The organism is Salmonella sp. WC3 (assembly GCF_042932255.1).
GTDB classification, from domain to species: Bacteria; Pseudomonadota; Gammaproteobacteria; order Enterobacterales; family Enterobacteriaceae; genus Salmonella; species Salmonella enterica.
In genome coordinates this window covers 1,993,784-2,012,699 of record NZ_CP170629.1, presented here as the reverse complement: position 1 = coordinate 2,012,699, position 18,916 = coordinate 1,993,784, and the positions used below count along the sequence as shown (strand labels likewise).

Below are 18,916 nucleotides of genomic sequence, written 5' to 3'. Positions count from 1 at the left end.
GGTGTGCAAACCGGGGGCGTATTATGGGCGATAACAAAGCAAAAGGGAATTGACCTACGGCAATAAATAGCAATCGTTTTCCTTCATTCTCACTTCACGTTTCGCCAACGAGCGTCATCGTCCGGCAAAAAAATACCCGGCAGCGCTAACGCTTACCGGGCATGTCTTACCTCTTTATAACGGATACTGTCAGGCTAACGCTTTAGTTATCTTCTCGTACAGATCGCCGGAAAGATTCTCCAGTCCTTTTAACTGCTCCAGCGCCGCGCGCATTTTCTCCTGACGCTTATCATCATAACGTTTCAGACGAATCAGCGGTTCAATGAGGCGAGATGCTACCTGCGGGTTACGGCTATTCAGATCGGTCAGCATCTCGACCAGGAACTGGTATCCGCTACCGTCTTGCGCATGGAACGCCGCCGGGTTGCTGCCAGCAAACGCGCCAATTAATGAACGGATGCGGTTCGGGTTGCTCATACTGAAAGAACGGTGTTTGAGCAGGCCGCGTACGGTTTCCAGTACATTTTCCGCCGGGCTTGTGGATTGCAGGATAAACCATTTATCCATCACCAGGCCGTCCTGATGCCACTTATCGTCATACTCCTGCATCAGCGTATCGCGGCACGGCAACTGCGCCGCCACCGCAGCAGACAGGGCCGCCAGCGCATCGGTCATATTATTGGCGTCGCGATACTGTTTGCTGACCAGCGTATTAGCCAGCTCCGTCTCGCCAAACGCCAGGAAGCGCAGGCAAGCATTGCGCAGCGTGCGCTTACCGATATCGCCGTGATCAACACGATACTCATCCAGATGATTGGCGTTATAGATAGCTAAGAACTCATCCGCCAGTTCTGCCGCCAGCGTACGCGTTAGCGCTTCACGAACTTGCGCAATGGCGATCGGGTCAATGACCTCAAACAGCTCCGCAATTTCATTGGCCGAAGGCAGCGTTAAAATTTCTGCGGCCAACGCCGGATCGATTTTCTCATCCAACAGTACTGCGCGGAACGCATCAGCGACATGCACCGGAAGCGATAGCGGTTGCCCCTGCTGATGACGCGCCACATTCAGTTTAATGTATGTGGCCAGCAGACTTTGCGCCGCATCCCAACGGGAGAAATCATTGCGCGCATGGCGCATCAGGAACGTCAACTGCTGATCGCTCCATTTATATTCCAGTTTCACCGGCGCTGAAAACTCGCACAGCAAGGCCGGAACAGGCTGGAAGTAAACATTATCGAAGGTAAATGTCTGCTCCGCCTGCGTGACGTTCAGCACGGCGTTGACCGGGTGACCGCCTTTTTGCAACGGAATGACGTTGCCTTCGTTATCGTACAGTTCGATGGCGAATGGAATATGCAGCGGCTGCTTCTCCGCCTGATCCGCCGTCGCCGGAGTGCGCTGGCTGATGGTCAACGTGTACTGCTCGGTTTCCGGATTATAATCATCTTTTACCGTTACAATCGGCGTGCCGGACTGACTGTACCAGCGGCGGAAATGGGACAAATCGACATTAGAAGCATCTTCCATCGCCTGTACGAAGTCATCACACGTCGCGGCGCTGCCGTCATGGCGCTCAAAATAAAGCTGCATCCCCTTCTGGAAATTCTCCTCACCCAGCAACGTGTGGATCATGCGAATGACTTCCGCGCCCTTTTCATAAACGGTGAGGGTGTAGAAGTTATTCATTTCGATTACTTTATCCGGGCGGATAGGATGCGCCATCGGGCTGGCGTCTTCCGCGAATTGTAAACCGCGCATGGTACGTACGTTACTGATGCGGTTCACCGCGCGTGACCCCAAATCAGAGCTAAACTCCTGATCGCGGAACACGGTTAGCCCCTCTTTCAGGCTCAACTGGAACCAGTCGCGGCAGGTGACGCGGTTGCCGGTCCAGTTGTGGAAATACTCATGGCCTATCACGCGCTCAATATCGAGATAATCTTTATCCGTCGCGGTATCGGTTCGCGCCAGCACGTATTTGGAGTTAAAGATATTGAGACCTTTATTCTCCATCGCGCCCATATTAAAGAAATCCACCGCGACAATCATATAGATGTCGAGGTCATATTCGAGCCCAAAACGCGTTTCATCCCATTTCATGGAATTTTTCAGCGAGGTCATTGCCCACGGCGCGCGATCCAGATTGCCACGGTCAACGTATAGTTCTAATGCGACTTCACGCCCGGAGCGGGTGGTAAAGGTATCGCGCAGCACGTCAAAATCACCGGCCACCAGCGCAAACAGATAACACGGTTTCGGGAACGGATCTTGCCACTGAACCCAGTGACGGCCATTCTCCAGTTCACCCTGCGCAACACGGTTGCCATTGGAAAGCAGGAACGGATATTTGCTTTTATCGGCAATAATTTTGGTGGTAAATCGCGCCAGTACGTCCGGGCGGTCAAGATACCAGGTAATATGGCGGAAGCCTTCCGCTTCACACTGGGTACAGAGCGCATCGCCGGACTGGTACAATCCTTCCAGCGCCGTATTCGCCGCCGGACTTATCTCGTTGACAATGCGTAACGTAAAACGCTCTGGCAGGTCGCTGATGATAAGCGCGCCCTCTTCTTCCTTATATGCTGTCCACGGCGCATCGTTGACGTGGATAGATACCAGCGTTAAATCTTCCCCATCAAGGCGAAGAGGCGCATCAGGCGCGCTATGACGAACAGCCTGGCTTATTGCGGTGACCACGGTTTTTTCGGCATCGAGGTCAAAGGTCAAGTCAATATCAGTAATCTGGTAATCCGGCGCGCGATAGTCATGGCGGTATTTGGCTTGTGGCTGTTGTGTCATAAAAAACCTTTCGCATCTTTGTGTAGAGTGTCGACTCCAGTCTATTCCTGTTGCGCAAATCGCGCTACGCAGAATGTTCATCTTTTCAGGCACAAACGGCCTATTTGCTACATTTTTATAATATGTACTCATAGTTTTTAAAATCGATAAAGATCGTCCAGGAGCGCTTTAAACAAGGGATGAGCGAGATCGAGATGAAGCTTGATTAACGAACTTTAACGAACTTCACAGACCACTTTTGCCCCATCCATGCCCCACACATAATTTTAGTCAACGCCAGACCCCATCAGCCCTGCAGGGAAAATCGATAACAAACACGCCCGCAGTATGTTCCCCAAAATTTAAAAACAAGTGGTTCATGCCTTGACAGACAAAACCGCCAAAGCAAAAATACTGTATATACAAACAGTTATTAGCGAAACACGTATGTTCGTAGAACTGGTTTATGACAAGCGTAATGTTGAAGGACTCGAAGGGGCCAGCGAGATCATTCTGGCCGAACTGACGAAGCAGGTGCACCAGATTTTCCCTGATGCCGAAGTGAGGGTGAAGCCGATGCAGGCAAACTGCTTGAATAGTGATACCAACAAAAGCGATCGCGAAAATTTGAACAGATAGCTTATTAAAAATAGATTTATCTTAAACCACGTCATTTACATTTAGCCACCTCCCCAAAATCCGGATTCAGCTTAAGAAAAATGCGACAATACAATAAAAACTGACTAGTCCTGATATAGGTTGACAGTTTTTTGTCTGTAAAACGCCTGATGAACATCATCGGGCGTTTTGTATTTCAGGGCCAGGTGTGGCCGTTCATGGTTATAAATTGCCACGGACTCTTTTACTATTTCCCGCGCTTGCTCCAGGTCTGCAGGACGCGAGAGTAAAAACTCATTTTTCAGTATCCCGTTTATTCTCTCAGCCAGCGCATTCTGGTAGCAGTCGTAACCATCGGTCATTGAAAAGGTTATTCCGTTTCGCTCATGAACTGACTGATAAAGTACCGAACAGTATTGCAGTCCTCTGTCAGAGTGATGTACCAGCGGACCTGTCGTTTTTCTCCGCCTCAGAGCCTGCCTGAACGCCTTTACCACATTTTCTGTCTGCAGGTTTTCCCCGACATGGTAACCCACGATTTTTCTGGAGCAGGCATCGGTGACCAGACTCAGATAGGCCGTGCCGCTGCGTAGTGGAAGGTAAGTAATATCGGCGACCCAGACCTGCTCTGGCTCAAGGGCGGTAACCTGTTCAGGGCCGGGTTTCAGCAGATTAGGATGCCGGTAAAAGCGATGATGGCTGTTGGTGGTTTTGTGATATGCCCGTTTCACGGGGACCAGGAGCCGGTATTCACCCAGCAGATTAAACAGACGGTCCCGTCCGATATTCAGCGTTTTATCGGCCTGCATGTTCAGCAGATAGTGCAGTTTACGCGTACCGATTCGCGGCTGGCGGCACCGGGTACGGGCAACAAAATCAAGAACCTGAGCATGATGCTCCTGCCGTTTATTACATCTTGTATTGTACTGGTACCACGCCTGTCTGCTGTGCCCCAGGAACTGACATGCACGCGTAACTGTTATTTTGGGGGCCTGACTTTGCGTGAGGACTTGCCGGGCCGCTTTTTTACAACACTTACCCCGTAATCATTTTTCAGGACGTTGATAACGGACTCAAAAAACTCAGCTTTCTGGTTTGCCAGCTCAAGCTGTTCTTCAAGTTCCCTGATTCTTTGCTCGGGTGTCAGCGGGATAGTTGTCTGAGCCACAGGCAGTTTCCTCTTCACCAGGTCAGGAAGTCCGGGTCTCCAGTCAAGCCGGCCATATTTACGCAGCCAGACAAGTACGGTGGAGCGCCCCTGAATGCCATATCGCTGCTGGGCCTGTTTATAGGTCATCTCGCCTTTTTCGACCTGCTCAACGACGGCTATTTTAAAGGATAGAGGATAATCGCGTTGGGTGCGTTTGAACTCAGTCATCATCACGTTCTCCGGATTTAAGTCTGGAACGTGTCAACGCTATTCAGGACGGGTCAAACATATCATATAAGCCCCCTCAACAAATGTAATTTTAAGGCCAACAAACACCTCTAACTTATTCACTTTTAATTAATTTCATAAATAATAATTAACAACAAAAGAATTGTATTAATATCCACACTGTAGTATATAATTACATTAACAAAATTACTATTCGGCGAGTATATTATGTTAAGACACATTCAAAATAGTTTAGGCAGCGTTTACAGAAGTAATACAGCAACTCCTCAGGGTCAGATTATTCACCATCGTAACTTTCAAAGCCAGTTTGATACCACAGGCAACACCCTCTACAATAATTGCTGGGTTTGCTCATTAAATGTTATCAAATCCAGAGATGGCAATAATTATAGTGCATTAGAGGACATCACTTCTGATAATCAAGCGTTTAATAATATATTAGAGGGTATTGATATAATAGAATGTGAGAATTTATTAAAAGAAATGAATGTGCAAAAAATACCTGAATCCTCTCTTTTTACAAACATTAAAGAAGCTTTACAGGCAGAAGTTTTCAATAGTACTGTAGAAGATGACTTTGAGAGTTTTATTTCTTACGAATTACAAAACCATGGACCACTGATGTTGATCAGGCCTTCACTTGGCTCGGAATGTCTACATGCAGAGTGCATTGTAGGCTATGATAGTGAAGTGAAAAAAGTATTAATTTATGATTCAATGAATACCTCACCTGAATGGCAATCAAATATTGATGTCTATGACAAGCTTACCTTAGCATTCAATGATAAATATAAAAATGAAGATTGCAGTATTTGTGGTCTTTACTATGACGGTGTTTATGAGCCAAAACCTTTACACTCCTCCTCCTGGAAAGACTGGTGTACCATTTTATGATAGTTAACCTTTACCAAGATAATTATTCAGGCTACCGCCAACATGGGGTGTCGGGGGTCGGAGGTTCAAATCCTCTCGTGCCGACCAAAATTCCCCTTAAAAACCAGCCTGTCAGGGCTGTTTTTTTTATGGCTCAATTTCCTACGGGGAAGCTATGGGGTGAAACTGGGGAATAAAGCCGTCGAGATTCGACGCAATTTGCGATTGATTCATCAGTTTGCTCACTGCTCAGTTTCGGAATTCATCAATACACAAATTTTCATTTCGAATTACTGTATAAATTCCCTGTAAATCATTACCGGAGCGCGCCACATTTTCCCCCTGCCCTATACTTTCAGCCTGACGACTGGCGGTTTCATATGTGTGGACGCTTTGCACAAGCACAGACCCGTGAAGAATATCTGGCATATCTGGCCGACGAAGCCGATCGTAATATTGCTTATGACCCTCAGCCTATAGGCCGGTATAACGTGGCGCCCGGGACTAAAGTCCTGCTATTGAGCGAACGCGACGAGCAATTACATCTCGACCCGGTGATTTGGGGTTACGCTCCCGGATGGTGGGATAAAGCTCCACTTATTAACGCCCGTGTCGCGACAGCGGCCTCCAGCAGAATGTTTAAGCCACTATGGCAGCATGGCCGGGCTATCTGTTTTGCCGATAGATGGTTCGAGTGGAAGAAGGAAGGCGACAAAAAACAGCCGTATTTCATTCACAGAAAGGACGGGAAGCCGATATTCATGGCTGCCATTGGCAGTACGCCGTTTGAGCGCGGTGATGAAGCAGAGGGATTTCTGATTGTTACCTCCGCAGCCGATAAAGGTCTGGTAGACATTCACGATCGTCGCCCGCTGGCACTGACACCGGAAACTGCTCGGGTATGGATGCGCCAGTTCCTGGAACCACATTCTAAGTCAATAACATACCGCGTCATACCTGCGCTCACACGTCCCATGATGCGAAAAGATACCAATCCATGCCAATAGTTAAAAACGGATGACTGTCCCGAATCCGTCCCACCTGCCCTATCCCACAAACCGGCGTTCAGATGCTCATCAAGAAAACCACCTCACCCTCATAACTCAGTAAGCGTCCCGTTTAGGACGTAGCGTAAGGATTATTTTACGGTTTCGAGGTTCCAGGGCAGCAGTTCGTGCACCCGGTTCGATGACCAGTCGCTGATTTTCCACAGCACGTCGCGTAACCATGCCTCGGACTCCACGTCGTTTAGTTTGCACGTACCCAGCAGGCTATAGATGATCGCCGCTGCCTCGCCGCTCCTGTCTGAGCCGAAGAACAGATAGTTACGTCGGCCCAGCGCCAAGCACCGTAAGGCGTTTTCACAGATGTTGTTGTCGATCTCCACCCGACCGTCGCAGCAGAGGACACGCTCAACGCATCACACTGCTTCAGCATGTAACCGAACTCCTTCGCCATCTCCGCATGCACCGACAACGTTTTCAACTGCGCCTGTATCCAGTCGTACAGCGACTGGCTTTTCTCTTTCCTGACCGACAGCCGTGTTTGCGCCGGGCTGTGGACTCTGTCATCTGTGATAGTGTCCATCAAAATTTAAGTGGACACTATCATCGCCGGATTGACAGGGTTCTGACAGACGTCCTCCACGGTGCGCTTACATTTTACCTATTAAGGAATATTTTTGCTTTTTAAAGGTATTAAACCATCTCGGTGATGTAACAAAAACTTTCCCTGCCATAGATTCTGATTCTAATTCTCGTGGTAATGCATCATAGGCATTAGCTGCTATACTTGAATTACTAAAATCAGTATAATAAATAAGTTTCCTTCTTGTTGCCATTCTATATTTACAAACCCATTCATCTGCTGAAAGAATTAATGGGCCATTCAGATTACTCATACCTCTATTTTCAAACTGATGGGTTGAAACATCAAACACATAGTCTTTTCCTTCTTTATTTCCAACCACTGCAAAATGATTTATTGGTATTTCCTCTGTTGGTTTATCCCAGATAAATATACCTCGATAACGAATATTATCGAACCCTTTTTCATTCATAAAATTGCTTACAGGAGTCATTAATGACTCACACTGCCCTACCGGATTCATTATTTTATTATTTATAATTGGATTCTGTTTCAATTCCTCCAGATAGGCCGCAGCATCAATATCACTGGTTAGGTTGTAAGTTATATCTGTGCGTTCCACTCCCGGTTCTGTTGCCATGGTTAAGTGATGTGTTTCACTGTACCCCTGGCAATTTACGGTATAGTTCCCGACGTCATCCAGGGTGACTGATAATATCTCCTGACTGTCTTCATCCAGAATACAGAAGTAGTTTTCCCCGTGCAGGCCGGAATGAATGTTTTCCTCCCATCCGTCATACGCGAGCGTCCTGAGCAGTTCAAATCTGCTGACCACATCCTCCCGCGTCGTTCCGGCCGGCGGGTGACAAATCGTCCAGATGCACTCCAGCGCTTCAGTCTGGTGCGTTGAGCAAAAAAATTCCTTCATTTTTTCCCAGGAACTCATTTCAGGGGGGGTATCAGACCAGGCAATACGATAAATGCGGCGGTTACTGATGATGGCGGGAAGACATCCGCTTCCAATATGAAAGGGCATAACAAAAAACCTTTATAAATTTACATATAGTATCTGTCCGACAGACATCATCTCTTCCTGGTCTTAATTTCACAATAAGGTTATCGGCGGATTCATGGTCGTCCTGCCATGGCGGGCTTCAGAAGGTGCAGAAGAAAAATCCGTTATGATGACCGGATGGCGGGACTGTCATTTTACAGCTAAAGTGTCGATTTTTTCAGGGTCGCTTTCCACGATGACCAGATCATCCGGTATCAACGCCCGGCGTTCAATTTTGGCAGGCAGAAGTCACCCGGCAGAAATTACTTAACGATTCAGATAATGCCATTAAGGACTGGCGCATAGAATTAACGCTGGGGATTATCAGTGATGAAAATAAAGCAGCTTTGATTCTGCCGATGAATTATATCAATGTTCTTAAATCGCTGGACTTAACAGGTGTTTCAGATGAGGCCACCTTCACAGCAATCAGGTGGCCTGCATTACCACAGTAACGCCTACTGGCTGGCTGGTCTTTCCGGCCAGTCAGGGGCGGCTGTATCCATCCGGTTTACCAGCACCCTATATTTTTTCCATTCGTCGAGCCGCGCTTTCTCATCATCTGTTGCGATTCCAAGATCAACTGCATCCTGCAATGGCGCGATTTTTTCAGATGCCATTTGCAAAAGACGGCTTTTGGTTTCTTCCGCCTGACGAAGCTGCGCTGCTTTTTCAGCCGCTTCGTCTTTTACCCAGACCTTAGCCTTACCATCCCATTTCTGGTATTCACCACCTGGTGAAACTGATGTGACATTTTCGGGCAACGGACCAGGAGCGGAGATATAAACCTGATTGCCGGTTGTTGTGTCGTAAACCATCTCGCCGCGGTGATCCTCATGCAAACTCCATGTCTGGGTTTCAGCGTCAAATATAGCAATATGACTGGCGGGAATATCAGGAGGGGCGATATCAGTACAGTTTGCCGGTAGTCCTGTGTGCGGCGGAATATACGCATCACCTGCACCAATAAATTCGTTAGTATCTGAACGCAGATTGAAAATTTTAATTGTCTGCGCCTGTTCGCTCATTTTAAAAGTCATTATGCCAGCCTCACTATGTAGTTAAATGCAATGTTTTTAACCGTGGTTTCCGCATTACCGTCTGCGTCCACAATAACGACGTGTCCGTGTGGACCGATATACATGGTGTGCTCATGTCCTCCGATATAAACTGTATGTGCATGGTCGCCAGCGGCCTGTGTCCATGCACCACCTCCAGGCTGAAATGAGGTGTGATTGGAATCTCCCCAGTATGAATTGATATAACCGCCGAACTGGTGAGTATGATTGCCCGTGGTATTGGTCGATTTCGTGCCGTAATCAAAGGATGAGGTAGATTTTGTCCCTAAGTCAGTATCCTGCGCTCTGGCGCTGTGACTGTGCGATTTGTTGCCGTCCATTTCTTGCGACAGTACAGCACGTCCACTGATGGGCTTACCCTTTATTGTCCAGCCCCGCATGTCAGGGATAATGCCGGACGGATACGCTATAGCCAGTAACGGGTAAGCAGATTTATCAAACGATTGCCCCTGCATCAGGGCGTAACCGGCTGGGGTAGCATCAGACGGCCATGCTATCGCCGCACCTACTGGATACGAATTCGGTGGCGGATTTAGTGAGGTGTAGAGCATCGCCCATTCGGACCACTCAGCATCGGCGGTATCTCGATGACTGCGAATATATGCGGGCGCTGGCGCACCGTTTGTCCCGCTCCAGCCAATGAGGATTTCCCCATCACCGGTTCCGGTCAGACGTAAAATATTTCCGTATTGCGTCGGATAGCCATTGTTGTAGACCTCGCCCATTATCAGGCCGCTATCGCTGCCTCTTGTCGCACCAGTCAGTGCCGGAAGCGCGCCGCGTGATGCCAGTCTGTTCGCTGCAACAGCCGTACCTGATGCAGGGAGCGCTCCGATATTTTGTACAAACAGCGGCTTTTCCGGAATATCGCCACCGTTCTGTGATTTTAGTAATGCATCGGCGGCGTGATTTATGGTTTCCCGTAAACCAACGTATTCGATAAGACCGTCAACGCTTTTTCCTGACAGCGCCGTCAGTGTATCGTCCAGCGGCTGCTTGCCCGCCAGTTTATTCAGTACAGTGGTGGCAAAGTTCGGATCGTTACCCAGCGCGTCAGCCAGTTCTTTCAGCGTGTCCAGCGTTTCCGGCGCAGAACCAACCAACTGCGCCACTTTCGCAGCCACAAACGCTGCCGTGGCAATTTCAATACCTGCAGCTACGGTTTCCGGAGTTGGTGCTGTTGGCGTACCAGTCAGTGCCGGACTGTCCAGCGGCGCTTTGGTCTGTACCTCGTCCATGACAGCATGGACCGCCTTTGGCGTGGCTGCCAGCGCTTCGCTGTCACTGTCCGTGGCGCTGCTTAACTTAACGATACCTTTTTTCGTCAGGCTGGCATCTTCCAGGGAAATCACGTCCGCGATATCTTCTGCCCGTTTTGCGGCATCTTCTGCTCTGGTGGCTGCTGCTCCGGCAGCAGTACTGCTTTGCGCCGCCAGTGATGCGCTGGTATCAGATGCGGCGGCGTGAGTGGATGCCTCCGATGCTGATGACGAGGCGGCTGTTGCGCTGGCCGCTGCTGTACTTGCTGACGTTGCTGCATTTGTCTCAGATGTTTTCGCTGCGGCTGCCGATGCGGCTGCCGCCTTTTCCGACGCTGCCGCCGCAGTGGCTGACGCACCTGCATCACCGGCACTGGAAGCCGCCTGCGTTTCTGACGTCTTCGCGGCGGTTTCGGATGCTCCGGCGCGCTCTGCTGATGTCTGCGCCGCCGTCGCGCTGGCGGCTGCGGCAGCAGCTGAATCGCCGGCGGCAGTACGGGAGGCATCTGCATTCGCTTCAGATGTTTTCGCTGCGGCTGCCGATGCGGCTGCCGCCGTTCTGGCTGTGTCAGCCGACGCCGCGCTGGCTGATGCCTCCCCGGCTTTTGTGGTCGCCGTACCTGCGCTGCTCTCCGCAGATGCTGCGGATGAGGCTGCCTGTGTGGCTGATGCTTCTGCCGCTCCGGCTGCATTCACTGCTGCCGTGGCGCTTTCCGATGCCTGACCTGCTGATGTCTGCGCCTGTTCAGATGCCTGCCCTGCGGCGGTGGCATTCCGCGATGCCTCCGATGCCTGGCGGGCAACTTCTTCCACCATCGCCTCAAAACGCCGCAGCGCCTCCGGGCGGACGTCGTCTTCCGTCATGGCCCCCAGAAAATCATTCAGGGTGCCCGGCTTTGAATCATCGTAAACCGTAATAACTCCGGCATGTGACGGGGGATACCCGTCCACCAGGAGCGTGACAGTGTACTGCCTCTGCTCCACATCCATGCTGTAGCGCCCGGCGTCATCCGGATTTTCTGATGCCACCGTATTCACGACCACCGTCGTACTGGTCCGGCAGGCCTTCAGCTGAATGGTGCAGTTCTGTACCGGCGTTCCCGTACCATCCTTCAGTACGCCGGAAATAAGTACTGGCATATTGCCTCCATAAAAAAGCCCGCCCGCAGGCAGGCTTCAGATTCATTCACATCTCAGCACTGATTATCCGGGTCACGTAAATATGCCGGCAGAGAACACTGGACGCTCCGCGTGATTGTTTTTCCCTTTGCCTCGCGGTGCTGTTTCTGCCCACGGTCGGTGCCGGTATAAATCCGGGTCTGGTTTTCAATATTGCTGTTGCCGCTTCCTCTTCCGTTATCGGCAACGGCAGCAGTGGAAAATAAAACGGACAGGGAAAGCCCTGCCGCCAGAGAAATTACGCGCGACATAGTCATATTTGTTCCTCATTAAACGAAAGGGACCGGAAATCCGGTCAGTTTGTGAAGTTGCTCCCCGACCGGGAAACCATCACCAGCGGCCAGACGGAAGCAGACGTGGTGTACTGCCCACGGACCCTCAGAGAGACGCTGATATCCACGACAGGTGAAGTGGTGTAGACCGAAAAGACGACGGTCTGATACATGGCCGGAATCCCTGCGGTATACGGCATAACCTCCGCCGTTTTCACCTGGCCGTTAATATTTATCGTGACTGTGATGGCACCGGTGCCACCGTTACGCTCACAGTTAGCCATCACCGTGATGGTTTTCCCTATCTGATAGGTGGCGCTGTCGGTATACCGTGTTGAGGTGCTGCGTTCGTCGTTCGTCGCCCTGATGCTCACGCCCTGCATGACTTTTGAGCCGCAGATATCACCGACAAACTCTCTTGCTTCTATCACGCCAGAAAACTTACCGGAGGTGGCATTGATTTCTCCCGTAAACGAGCCAGATACAGCGTTGATATGGCCGCTGATATCCGCATTTTTCGCAGTCAGCTTTCCATCCGGCGTCAGGGAAAATGCCGGAGGATTCCCGCCACTGGTAATGGTCGGCGCGCTCAGGTATTTCAGGAACGCCTCATTCATGATTATCTGGTCGCCCTGCATGACGAATCCGGGCGTCTCGTTTCCGTTTGCCGGGTTAATATAAGCAATGCGATCCGCCGCCACCAGGAACTGGCTTATCTTCCCGTCAGGCGTGTCTTCCATGCTCAGTCCAAGTCCGGCCACATAATATTTGCCGTCTTTGGTCTGCTCTATTTTGACGCCCCACGTGGCGCTCCATTTATCGTTAGCGTCCTGCCACTCCTTCGAAAATTGTTGCAGTTTGCTGGCGTTATTCTCCGTCAGGTCAATTTTTTTCAGCAACTCCGTACCAAGATACGTCTCCGTAATCAGTCCCTTAAAAAAATCCAGATACCCTTTCGCGTCATCCCCCGGACGTCCGGATGCTTCCGCAAATACTGATTTTCCAGCCAGATTTACACTGCGCACGTAAAACCAGGCATCATGCAGTGGTTTCAGTCCATCCTTTATCCAGAATGACCCGACGCCCAGATACTGTGCTTTTGACTGAATATCGGCGGCAGTCGCCAGTTGCGTGGCGGAGTACCAGAACTCATACTGCACACTGGCATCGTAGACAGTCTGGTGCGGCGTCACCGTTATCTGAAAATAACCCGGCGTCATCTCAATCGTGGATGGCGCTTCCGGTGCCTGAATACTGAATGCCACGGACGCCGGTTCACCCTGCTGCCCGTAACCGTTTATTGCCCTGACTGTCAGCGTGTAGTCACCCAGTGGCAGTTCGTGGAAGGCGTACTCCGTTTCGCTGGTCGTCGCCGTTGTCACCAGACGAACCGGATCGCCCTCGTTCCCACTGCCTGTGGTCAGCCTCACCACAAAACGCACATCTTTTACCACCCGCGGCGTGCCCCACTTCGCTTTGGCCTGATACAGGGTACTGTCGTTATCCGTGCTGACTGTCAGATGCTGCACAGCGGGCGGAATAATGCTGTTGGTGGTCCCCGGTAACGGGTCAAAGTGCGCCCCGTTGTCCACGATGGACTCTTTTTCCGGAACGTGCTGCAAGGCAGTAATAGCGTATGTGCCGTCGTCATTCTCCTTAATACGCACGCAACGGAAAAGGCGGCGCTTCAGGGAGGGCAGTTTCAGCCCCCAGATACTGTATGGCTGCACGGTTTCCGGCAGGACTTTCGTTACCACCCGATCCGGTGCGGGCTGCGACTGCATCTCCGTACTGAACGGCTTACCGTCAGGCCCGACAATATTCAGCGTGGTGGCGCCGCTTTCCGGTAGTGTTATTTCCCGGTCAAGCGTCAGCGTGCGGGTGGAAATATCCAGGTCAGTGATACGCCCACCGACCGACGCCCCGGCGTAATCGTTGTCGCAGACCTCAATAATATCGCCCGGTGTATGACGCAGACCTTCCGCACCGACAGAAAAATCCACGGTCTGCGTTTCCAGCAGCTCCGTCATCATCACCCACAACCCCGTCCGGTGCGCCTGTCCACGTGAGGTACAGCCGAACGCGTCCATTTTCAGCAGATTGCGTCCATAACGGGCCTGTGAGGCATGGTCTTCCACCAGCTCCGTGGAGGTTTGCCAGCCATTCAGCGGATCGGTGTATCTCACTTCTACCGCGTTATGGCGGTCTTTCAGGGCACTGAAGCTGTATTTAAAGCGCCCGCCCACCACGTTACCGTTGGTGTAGGTCCATGCTTTATCGGAGGGGCGGTCCTGGATGAAGGTCATTTTGCGGCCATTCCATACCGGCATACAACGCATCACCGAGCAGAAATCCGCCAGAACGTCATACGCCTTACGCTGGGTGGTAATATACGCATTAAGCGTCATGCGGGGTTCCGTGCCGCCAAATCCGTCCGGCACCGGTTGATCGCAGTACTGCGCGATGGCGTACAGCGCCCATTTATCCACATCCGCCCCCCCGATACGCCTGCCCAGCCCGTAACGGGGGTGGGTCAGTTTATCCATCGTGCACCACGCCGGGTTATTCGTGTACGCCGGTTTAAACGCCCCGTCCCACAGGCCGGTATATGTGCGGGTATCCGGGTCATAGTTTGAGGGGACCTGAAAAATACGTCCGCGCAGGTGGTAGTTACGCGTGACCTGCTGGCTGCCGAACTGTTCCGCATCCACCAGCAGACCGGCAACCGCTGTGCCAGGATAACCCTGCCGGATATCGATGATTTCCGTATACGACGACCACAGCGTTTTGTTCTGAAGCCTGTCGGTGGTGCTGTCCGGTGTCACCCTGACCATGCGGACACTGAACGGGCGCGGCGGTAAATTATCAGCCACTACCGATGCCAGATATTGTGTTGTGATCTTGCCGTTAATAGTGATATCAAATTCTGTGTTCCAGATCCCGCTACGCTGAAACTGTATCAGCAGATTCACGGAGGACGGGTTACGGTCCCCCTTGTCCGTGGTCTCCTGCAGCATCTGTACACCAAAGGTGAAGCGTAGCCGGTCGACATTCTCTGAGACAACAGTACGGGTAACGGGATTATCGTGTTTCACTTCCACACCCAGCACCGTTTCCGCGCCGGAAGCCTCAAAACCTTCCAGCGGTGCCTGTGGTGTCTCCCCCACCTGATATACCACGGTCACGCCGTGAATATTACTGTTACCGTCCGCGTCCACCACCGGCGTGTTATTAATCAGCACGCTCTGCAGACCGTTCACCGGGCCGACTATCGGTCCCTCACTGAGGGCATCAATCACGCTCAGTTGTTGTGTGGACTTCAGATCGTCCTTCGCCTCACGTGGTGTATGCCCCTTCCCTCCACCTTTGCTCATTCTCCTGGCTCCATAAATAACAAAACCGCCGTAATGGCGGTCATGTGTATCAGCTCATGTTGTCATGATTATCACTGCCGGATGACGACAGACGGTCTGGTAATCCCGCCGTCCTGCCGCGACGTGGTGTTTGCCTGTAACGGGGAGCCGATCACCACAACTTTTCCCGACGTGCTCTCATCCCGGGTACTCATCATCTGCGATATCACCCGTGACCCGATTTTCATTTCACCGTACAACACCGGCACCGGGTTCCCCTGGGCCACCATATTTTCCAGGGAAGAAAAGTACGTGTTCTGTTTCCCGTTATCTGTCTGACCCACCGTCGGTGTTTTGGGTACAGGTGTCAGCATCTGCGCCACACCACCCAGCGCCATACTGGTTCCTGCGGAAAACAATACTGCCGCCGCTACAGCATTCAGACCGGGAATAAATGACGCGCCAATCAGCGCTGCCCCGGCTACCACCTGCCAGATACCGTTTTTCGCTCCCGCCATACGCGGTACAATATGAACCACTGCCCCCGGCGGTAACGATTCGTTCAGTCTGGCAGTAAGGGTATCCGGCGCCATATCGCTCCCGGCAATCCGGACCTGATACCAGCCCTCATTCATTCGCTGCCGGAATCCGGGGAGTTGTATCGCCAGCGCATGTATGCCTTCCGCCGCTGTCTTTATGCTGAGGCTGATGCGCTTTCCAAATCGTTGTAAATCCCCGTAAAGGCAGATTCGCACCATTGCCGGTGCCGCCATATTGAGTGTGTCCGTCGTTGCCATTTGTCGTTATACCCCTCTCGTTTACTCAACTGCTCCGGAATATGGTGCAACAGTTCACCGTTGCCGCAGTAAATCGCCGCATGATTGGGCGTCGGTGAACCAAAACAGCAAATCAGCACGTCGCCGGGCTGCGCATCCTCCGGATTCACCCGGTAAAATCCCGCCGCCTCCAGGTGATCCAGATAGAGGCTTTTACCCTGACTCCACCAGTCATCTTCCCTATCGAAATCCGGCATATCAATCCCGGCCAGATGGTAGGCATCACGAAACAGCGTGTAGCAGTCCGTCACGCCATGCTCAAACTGCCGCCCGGTCAGGTGTGGCACGCAGCGGAATTTATGTATCCTGTTATCACAGACCAGCCACCAGTCCAGCCCGCTTTGTATCTGGAGGGTACGATCCGCACTGCTGAGACAGGGCTTACCGTCAGGATGGCTGTGTACCAGCGCCACGATGTCGCCGCGGTTCCGGGCATTCAGGTAATCCTCCGGGGATATACGAAAATACATCGTGGGTTCAGCAGACAGATTTTCACACGGAAAATACCGCTCTCCCTGTGCCGTTCTGACCACATAACCGCACGATTCCGCAGGCGCACACTGTCGGGCATGTGCCAGAATGTCATCGTTAATCATGGGAACCTGTTAAGACAGTTTGTTGATGGAAGCGAAAAATCCGGCATTCACCAGATTGTTACGCATTTCACAGCCTTTCATGCAGTGGCTGCATTTATCCTTTTTCGGGTCTGAGGTGGGCTTATCGAACTCATCGGCCACGGGCGGGCCGTCGTATCCGCAGTTTTCATCCCGGTAATCCCACGGACAGGAGTCCGCCAGCATGGTACGCCCCGGCACCACAGAACCGTCGGTTTCTGCCGGTGATGCCAGAATAATGGTAGCAGTTGATGAATCCAGTTCTGACAACTGCTCCACGTTATAGCGCGCTACCGCCTCCTGCTCCGGGTCAGCGTCCGGATTGCCGTTACTGAAATTCACCGCATCAAGAAACTTGCTGTAAACCTGATGCCTTACCACTGACGCGCCGACGAGACTTTGCAAATCCTCCGCCATCCCCGTGACCAGACCAAAGAGATTGGCAACAACGAGGTTCGGGCGGGGAGATGCGCCTTTCCCGTTCATCTCAAAATCCTGTACCTGTATCGGGTACGGTTCGTACTGCCTCCCCTGCCAGGTTAACGGCTCGCCTTTTTCGTTCGGTTCGTTACAGAAGAAAAAGCGCTCACCGCCAATCGCGGTTAAATCAAATTCCCACAAATCCACCTTCGCGGACTGCTCCGCTTTGGTGGTCTCGCTCAGGGTTTCCTGTGGTATATCCTGCATATATGAGAGATCCTTTATTATTTATCTTGCAAACATATACCTGCTTTTATTAATGGTATTTACGATACAACCAAAAAACGAGGTAACTAATGAAATACACAATATTGTCGCTGGTAGCTGGTGCGCTCATCAGTTGTTCAGCAATGGCAGAGAATACCCTGACTGTAAAGATGAACGATGCCCTGTCCAGCGGAACAGGAGAAAACATAGGTGAAATCACAGTTTCAGAGACACCTTACGGTCTGCTTTTCACTCCTCACCTAAATGGTCTTACGCCAGGAATTCACGGCTTCCATGTCCACACAAACCCAAGTTGTATGCCGGGAATGAAAGACGGTAAAGAGGTTCCGGCGCTCATGGCCGGAGGACATCTTGACCCCGAAAAAACCGGGAAACATCTTGGCCCATATAATGACAAAGGGCATTTGGGGGATCTGCCTGGACTGGTTGTCAATGCAGATGGTACAGCCACGTATCCGTTACTGGCACCACGCCTTAAATCACTGTCAGAACTGAAAGGTCACTCATTGATGATCCATAAAGGCGGTGACAATTACTCCGATAAACCTGCTCCACTGGGTGGTGGCGGTGCACGTTTTGCCTGTGGTGTCATTGAGAAATAACAGCAACATAGCCATATCGTCATAATTTCGTTTTACCCATAAAAAAGCCCTCTCACTGGAGGGCATTAAATCTGTATCGATGTTAAAGGTCAGAAGCTGTAACCTACGCCAAGCACCTAGGTTCCAGCTTTGACGTCACTGTCAGCATCAGTGGAAAAACTTGTATGCTCATAAGACGCATTAACGGCAATATTTTCAACCGGGTTAAGCTGAATACCTGCCCCATAAGCAAAGGCGGTTTTATTGTCAGAATTTCCCCAGTTATCCTTAATATGTCCGTTTGCTGCACCAATCATCACGTAAGCATTCAGATAGTCGTTAAAACGGTATGAAGGACCAACAAGAAGGGAGGTATAATCAGCATCACCTACCTTATACCCATAGTTATTAACATCAGCCGAGGTGTATGTAACTGAACCCATCGCCCCGAATCCACTGTCCAGATCTTCCCAGTTATATTTGATGTTGGCACCGTTCGCATTACCGGAAAGCCAGCCGCTTAAATCTGTGTAGGCATATCCAATTGAAACGGTATTTTTATACCCTGCTGCGTTAGCCACGCCGATGCTACCTAACGCCAGACCAACTAAAACCGCCACGACAATCTTTTTCATAACATTTCCTTTTTTTGATTATTGACTGTGCGGGCTCAGTGAAACAGCAGCAGGTTAGAAAGTTTAATCATATTTATCGATCGTTTCG

At 51.1% G+C, this 18,916-nt stretch carries 15 protein-coding genes and 4 pseudogenes; 6 read left to right on the top strand and 13 right to left on the bottom strand.

Annotated features, from left to right (window positions below):
- Positions 1-189: 189 nt before the first annotated feature.
- Positions 190-2,802, bottom strand: coding sequence for an aminopeptidase N (pepN, locus tag ACFK9X_RS09530; RefSeq protein WP_023241234.1), 2,613 nt, complete (start codon positions 2,800-2,802; stop codon positions 190-192).
- Between the two features lie 426 nt (positions 2,803-3,228).
- Here pepN and ACFK9X_RS09525 point away from each other — a divergent pair, with 426 nt between their 5' ends.
- Positions 3,229-3,420 (top strand): DinI-like family protein, encoded by a 192-nt coding sequence (locus tag ACFK9X_RS09525; protein WP_000497441.1) that lies wholly within the window; start codon positions 3,229-3,231, stop codon positions 3,418-3,420.
- Between the two features lie 104 nt (positions 3,421-3,524).
- On the opposite strand, the gene ACFK9X_RS09520 is transcribed toward ACFK9X_RS09525, so the two are convergent.
- Positions 3,525-4,780 (bottom strand): IS3-like element ISSen1 family transposase gene (locus ACFK9X_RS09520; protein ID WP_151116258.1). Its coding sequence is split into 2 segments (ribosomal slippage): positions 3,525-4,429 and positions 4,429-4,780, totalling 1,257 coding nucleotides; the frame shifts between segments, so codons are not numbered across the junction.
- A 225-nt stretch (positions 4,781-5,005) separates the two neighbouring features.
- On the opposite strand from ACFK9X_RS09520, the gene gtgE reads away from it, so the two are divergent.
- From gtgE to ACFK9X_RS09505, 3 genes and pseudogenes are all read left to right on the top strand, one after another.
- Positions 5,006-5,692 carry a virulence effector protease GtgE gene (gene gtgE, locus ACFK9X_RS09515; RefSeq protein WP_001525490.1) on the top strand — a complete coding sequence of 229 codons (687 nt, stop codon included), beginning with the start codon at positions 5,006-5,008 and terminating at the stop codon, positions 5,690-5,692.
- Positions 5,677-5,983, top strand: a pseudogene (locus ACFK9X_RS09510) (hypothetical protein). The gene gtgE and the pseudogene ACFK9X_RS09510 overlap by 16 nt, the downstream one beginning before the upstream one ends.
- A 68-nt stretch (positions 5,984-6,051) precedes the next feature.
- On the top strand, positions 6,052-6,678 hold the full coding sequence (locus tag ACFK9X_RS09505) for an SOS response-associated peptidase (RefSeq protein WP_000334547.1): 627 nt from the start codon (positions 6,052-6,054) through the stop codon (positions 6,676-6,678).
- A 131-nt stretch (positions 6,679-6,809) separates the two neighbouring features.
- Here the strand turns inward: ACFK9X_RS09505 and ACFK9X_RS09500 are convergent.
- Together ACFK9X_RS09500 and sseI are read right to left on the bottom strand one after the other, a co-directional pair.
- Positions 6,810-7,228, bottom strand: a pseudogene (locus tag ACFK9X_RS09500) (transposase); the annotation flags it as partial.
- Positions 7,229-7,325: 97 nt separating this feature from the next.
- Positions 7,326-8,294, bottom strand: coding sequence for an SPI-2 type III secretion system effector SseI (gene sseI / locus ACFK9X_RS09495; protein WP_151116256.1), 969 nt, complete (start codon positions 8,292-8,294; stop codon positions 7,326-7,328).
- Positions 8,295-8,551: 257 nt separating this feature from the next.
- Here sseI and ACFK9X_RS09490 point away from each other — a divergent pair.
- Positions 8,552-8,767, top strand: a pseudogene (locus tag ACFK9X_RS09490) (tail fiber assembly protein); the annotation flags it as partial.
- A gap of 3 nt (positions 8,768-8,770) precedes the next feature.
- On the opposite strand, the gene ACFK9X_RS09485 reads toward ACFK9X_RS09490, so the two are convergent.
- The 8 genes and pseudogenes from ACFK9X_RS09485 to ACFK9X_RS09450 form a co-directional block, all read right to left on the bottom strand.
- The gene (locus ACFK9X_RS09485) at positions 8,771-9,352 is read right to left on the bottom strand and encodes a tail fiber assembly protein (protein WP_000143167.1); all 582 of its coding nucleotides are present in this window, start codon (positions 9,350-9,352) and stop codon (positions 8,771-8,773) included.
- Complete coding sequence (locus ACFK9X_RS09480) at positions 9,352-11,790, bottom strand: phage tail protein (RefSeq protein ID WP_151116254.1); 2,439 nt, start codon at positions 11,788-11,790, stop codon at positions 9,352-9,354. The genes ACFK9X_RS09485 and ACFK9X_RS09480 overlap by 1 nt, the downstream gene beginning before the upstream one ends.
- Positions 11,791-11,843: 53 nt before the next feature.
- Complete coding sequence (locus tag ACFK9X_RS09475) at positions 11,844-12,086, bottom strand: hypothetical protein (RefSeq protein WP_000178849.1); 243 nt, start codon at positions 12,084-12,086, stop codon at positions 11,844-11,846.
- Between the two features lie 38 nt (positions 12,087-12,124).
- On the bottom strand, positions 12,125-13,000 hold the full coding sequence (locus ACFK9X_RS09470) for a DUF1983 domain-containing protein (RefSeq protein WP_001541993.1): 876 nt from the start codon (positions 12,998-13,000) through the stop codon (positions 12,125-12,127).
- Positions 13,001-13,026: 26 nt separating this feature from the next.
- Positions 13,027-15,475: pseudogene (locus ACFK9X_RS09465) on the bottom strand (host specificity protein J).
- A gap of 71 nt (positions 15,476-15,546) precedes the next feature.
- Positions 15,547-16,251 (bottom strand): tail assembly protein, encoded by a 705-nt coding sequence (locus tag ACFK9X_RS09460; protein ID WP_001576012.1) that lies wholly within the window; start codon positions 16,249-16,251, stop codon positions 15,547-15,549.
- The gene (locus tag ACFK9X_RS09455) at positions 16,149-16,886 is read right to left on the bottom strand and encodes a C40 family peptidase (protein WP_000606351.1); all 738 of its coding nucleotides are present in this window, start codon (positions 16,884-16,886) and stop codon (positions 16,149-16,151) included. The genes ACFK9X_RS09460 and ACFK9X_RS09455 overlap by 103 nt, the downstream gene beginning before the upstream one ends.
- A gap of 9 nt (positions 16,887-16,895) precedes the next feature.
- Complete coding sequence (locus ACFK9X_RS09450; RefSeq protein WP_001152415.1) at positions 16,896-17,591, bottom strand: phage minor tail protein L; 696 nt, start codon at positions 17,589-17,591, stop codon at positions 16,896-16,898.
- A gap of 89 nt (positions 17,592-17,680) precedes the next feature.
- On the opposite strand from ACFK9X_RS09450, the gene sodC1 reads away from it, so the two are divergent.
- On the top strand, positions 17,681-18,214 hold the full coding sequence (gene sodC1, locus ACFK9X_RS09445; RefSeq protein WP_000877926.1) for a superoxide dismutase [Cu-Zn] SodC1: 534 nt from the start codon (positions 17,681-17,683) through the stop codon (positions 18,212-18,214).
- Between the two features lie 116 nt (positions 18,215-18,330).
- Here the strand turns inward: sodC1 and ACFK9X_RS09440 are convergent, their stop codons facing one another.
- Positions 18,331-18,828 (bottom strand): Ail/Lom family outer membrane beta-barrel protein, encoded by a 498-nt coding sequence (locus ACFK9X_RS09440; protein ID WP_000725267.1) that lies wholly within the window; start codon positions 18,826-18,828, stop codon positions 18,331-18,333.
- Between the last annotated feature and the right edge of the window lie 88 nt (positions 18,829-18,916).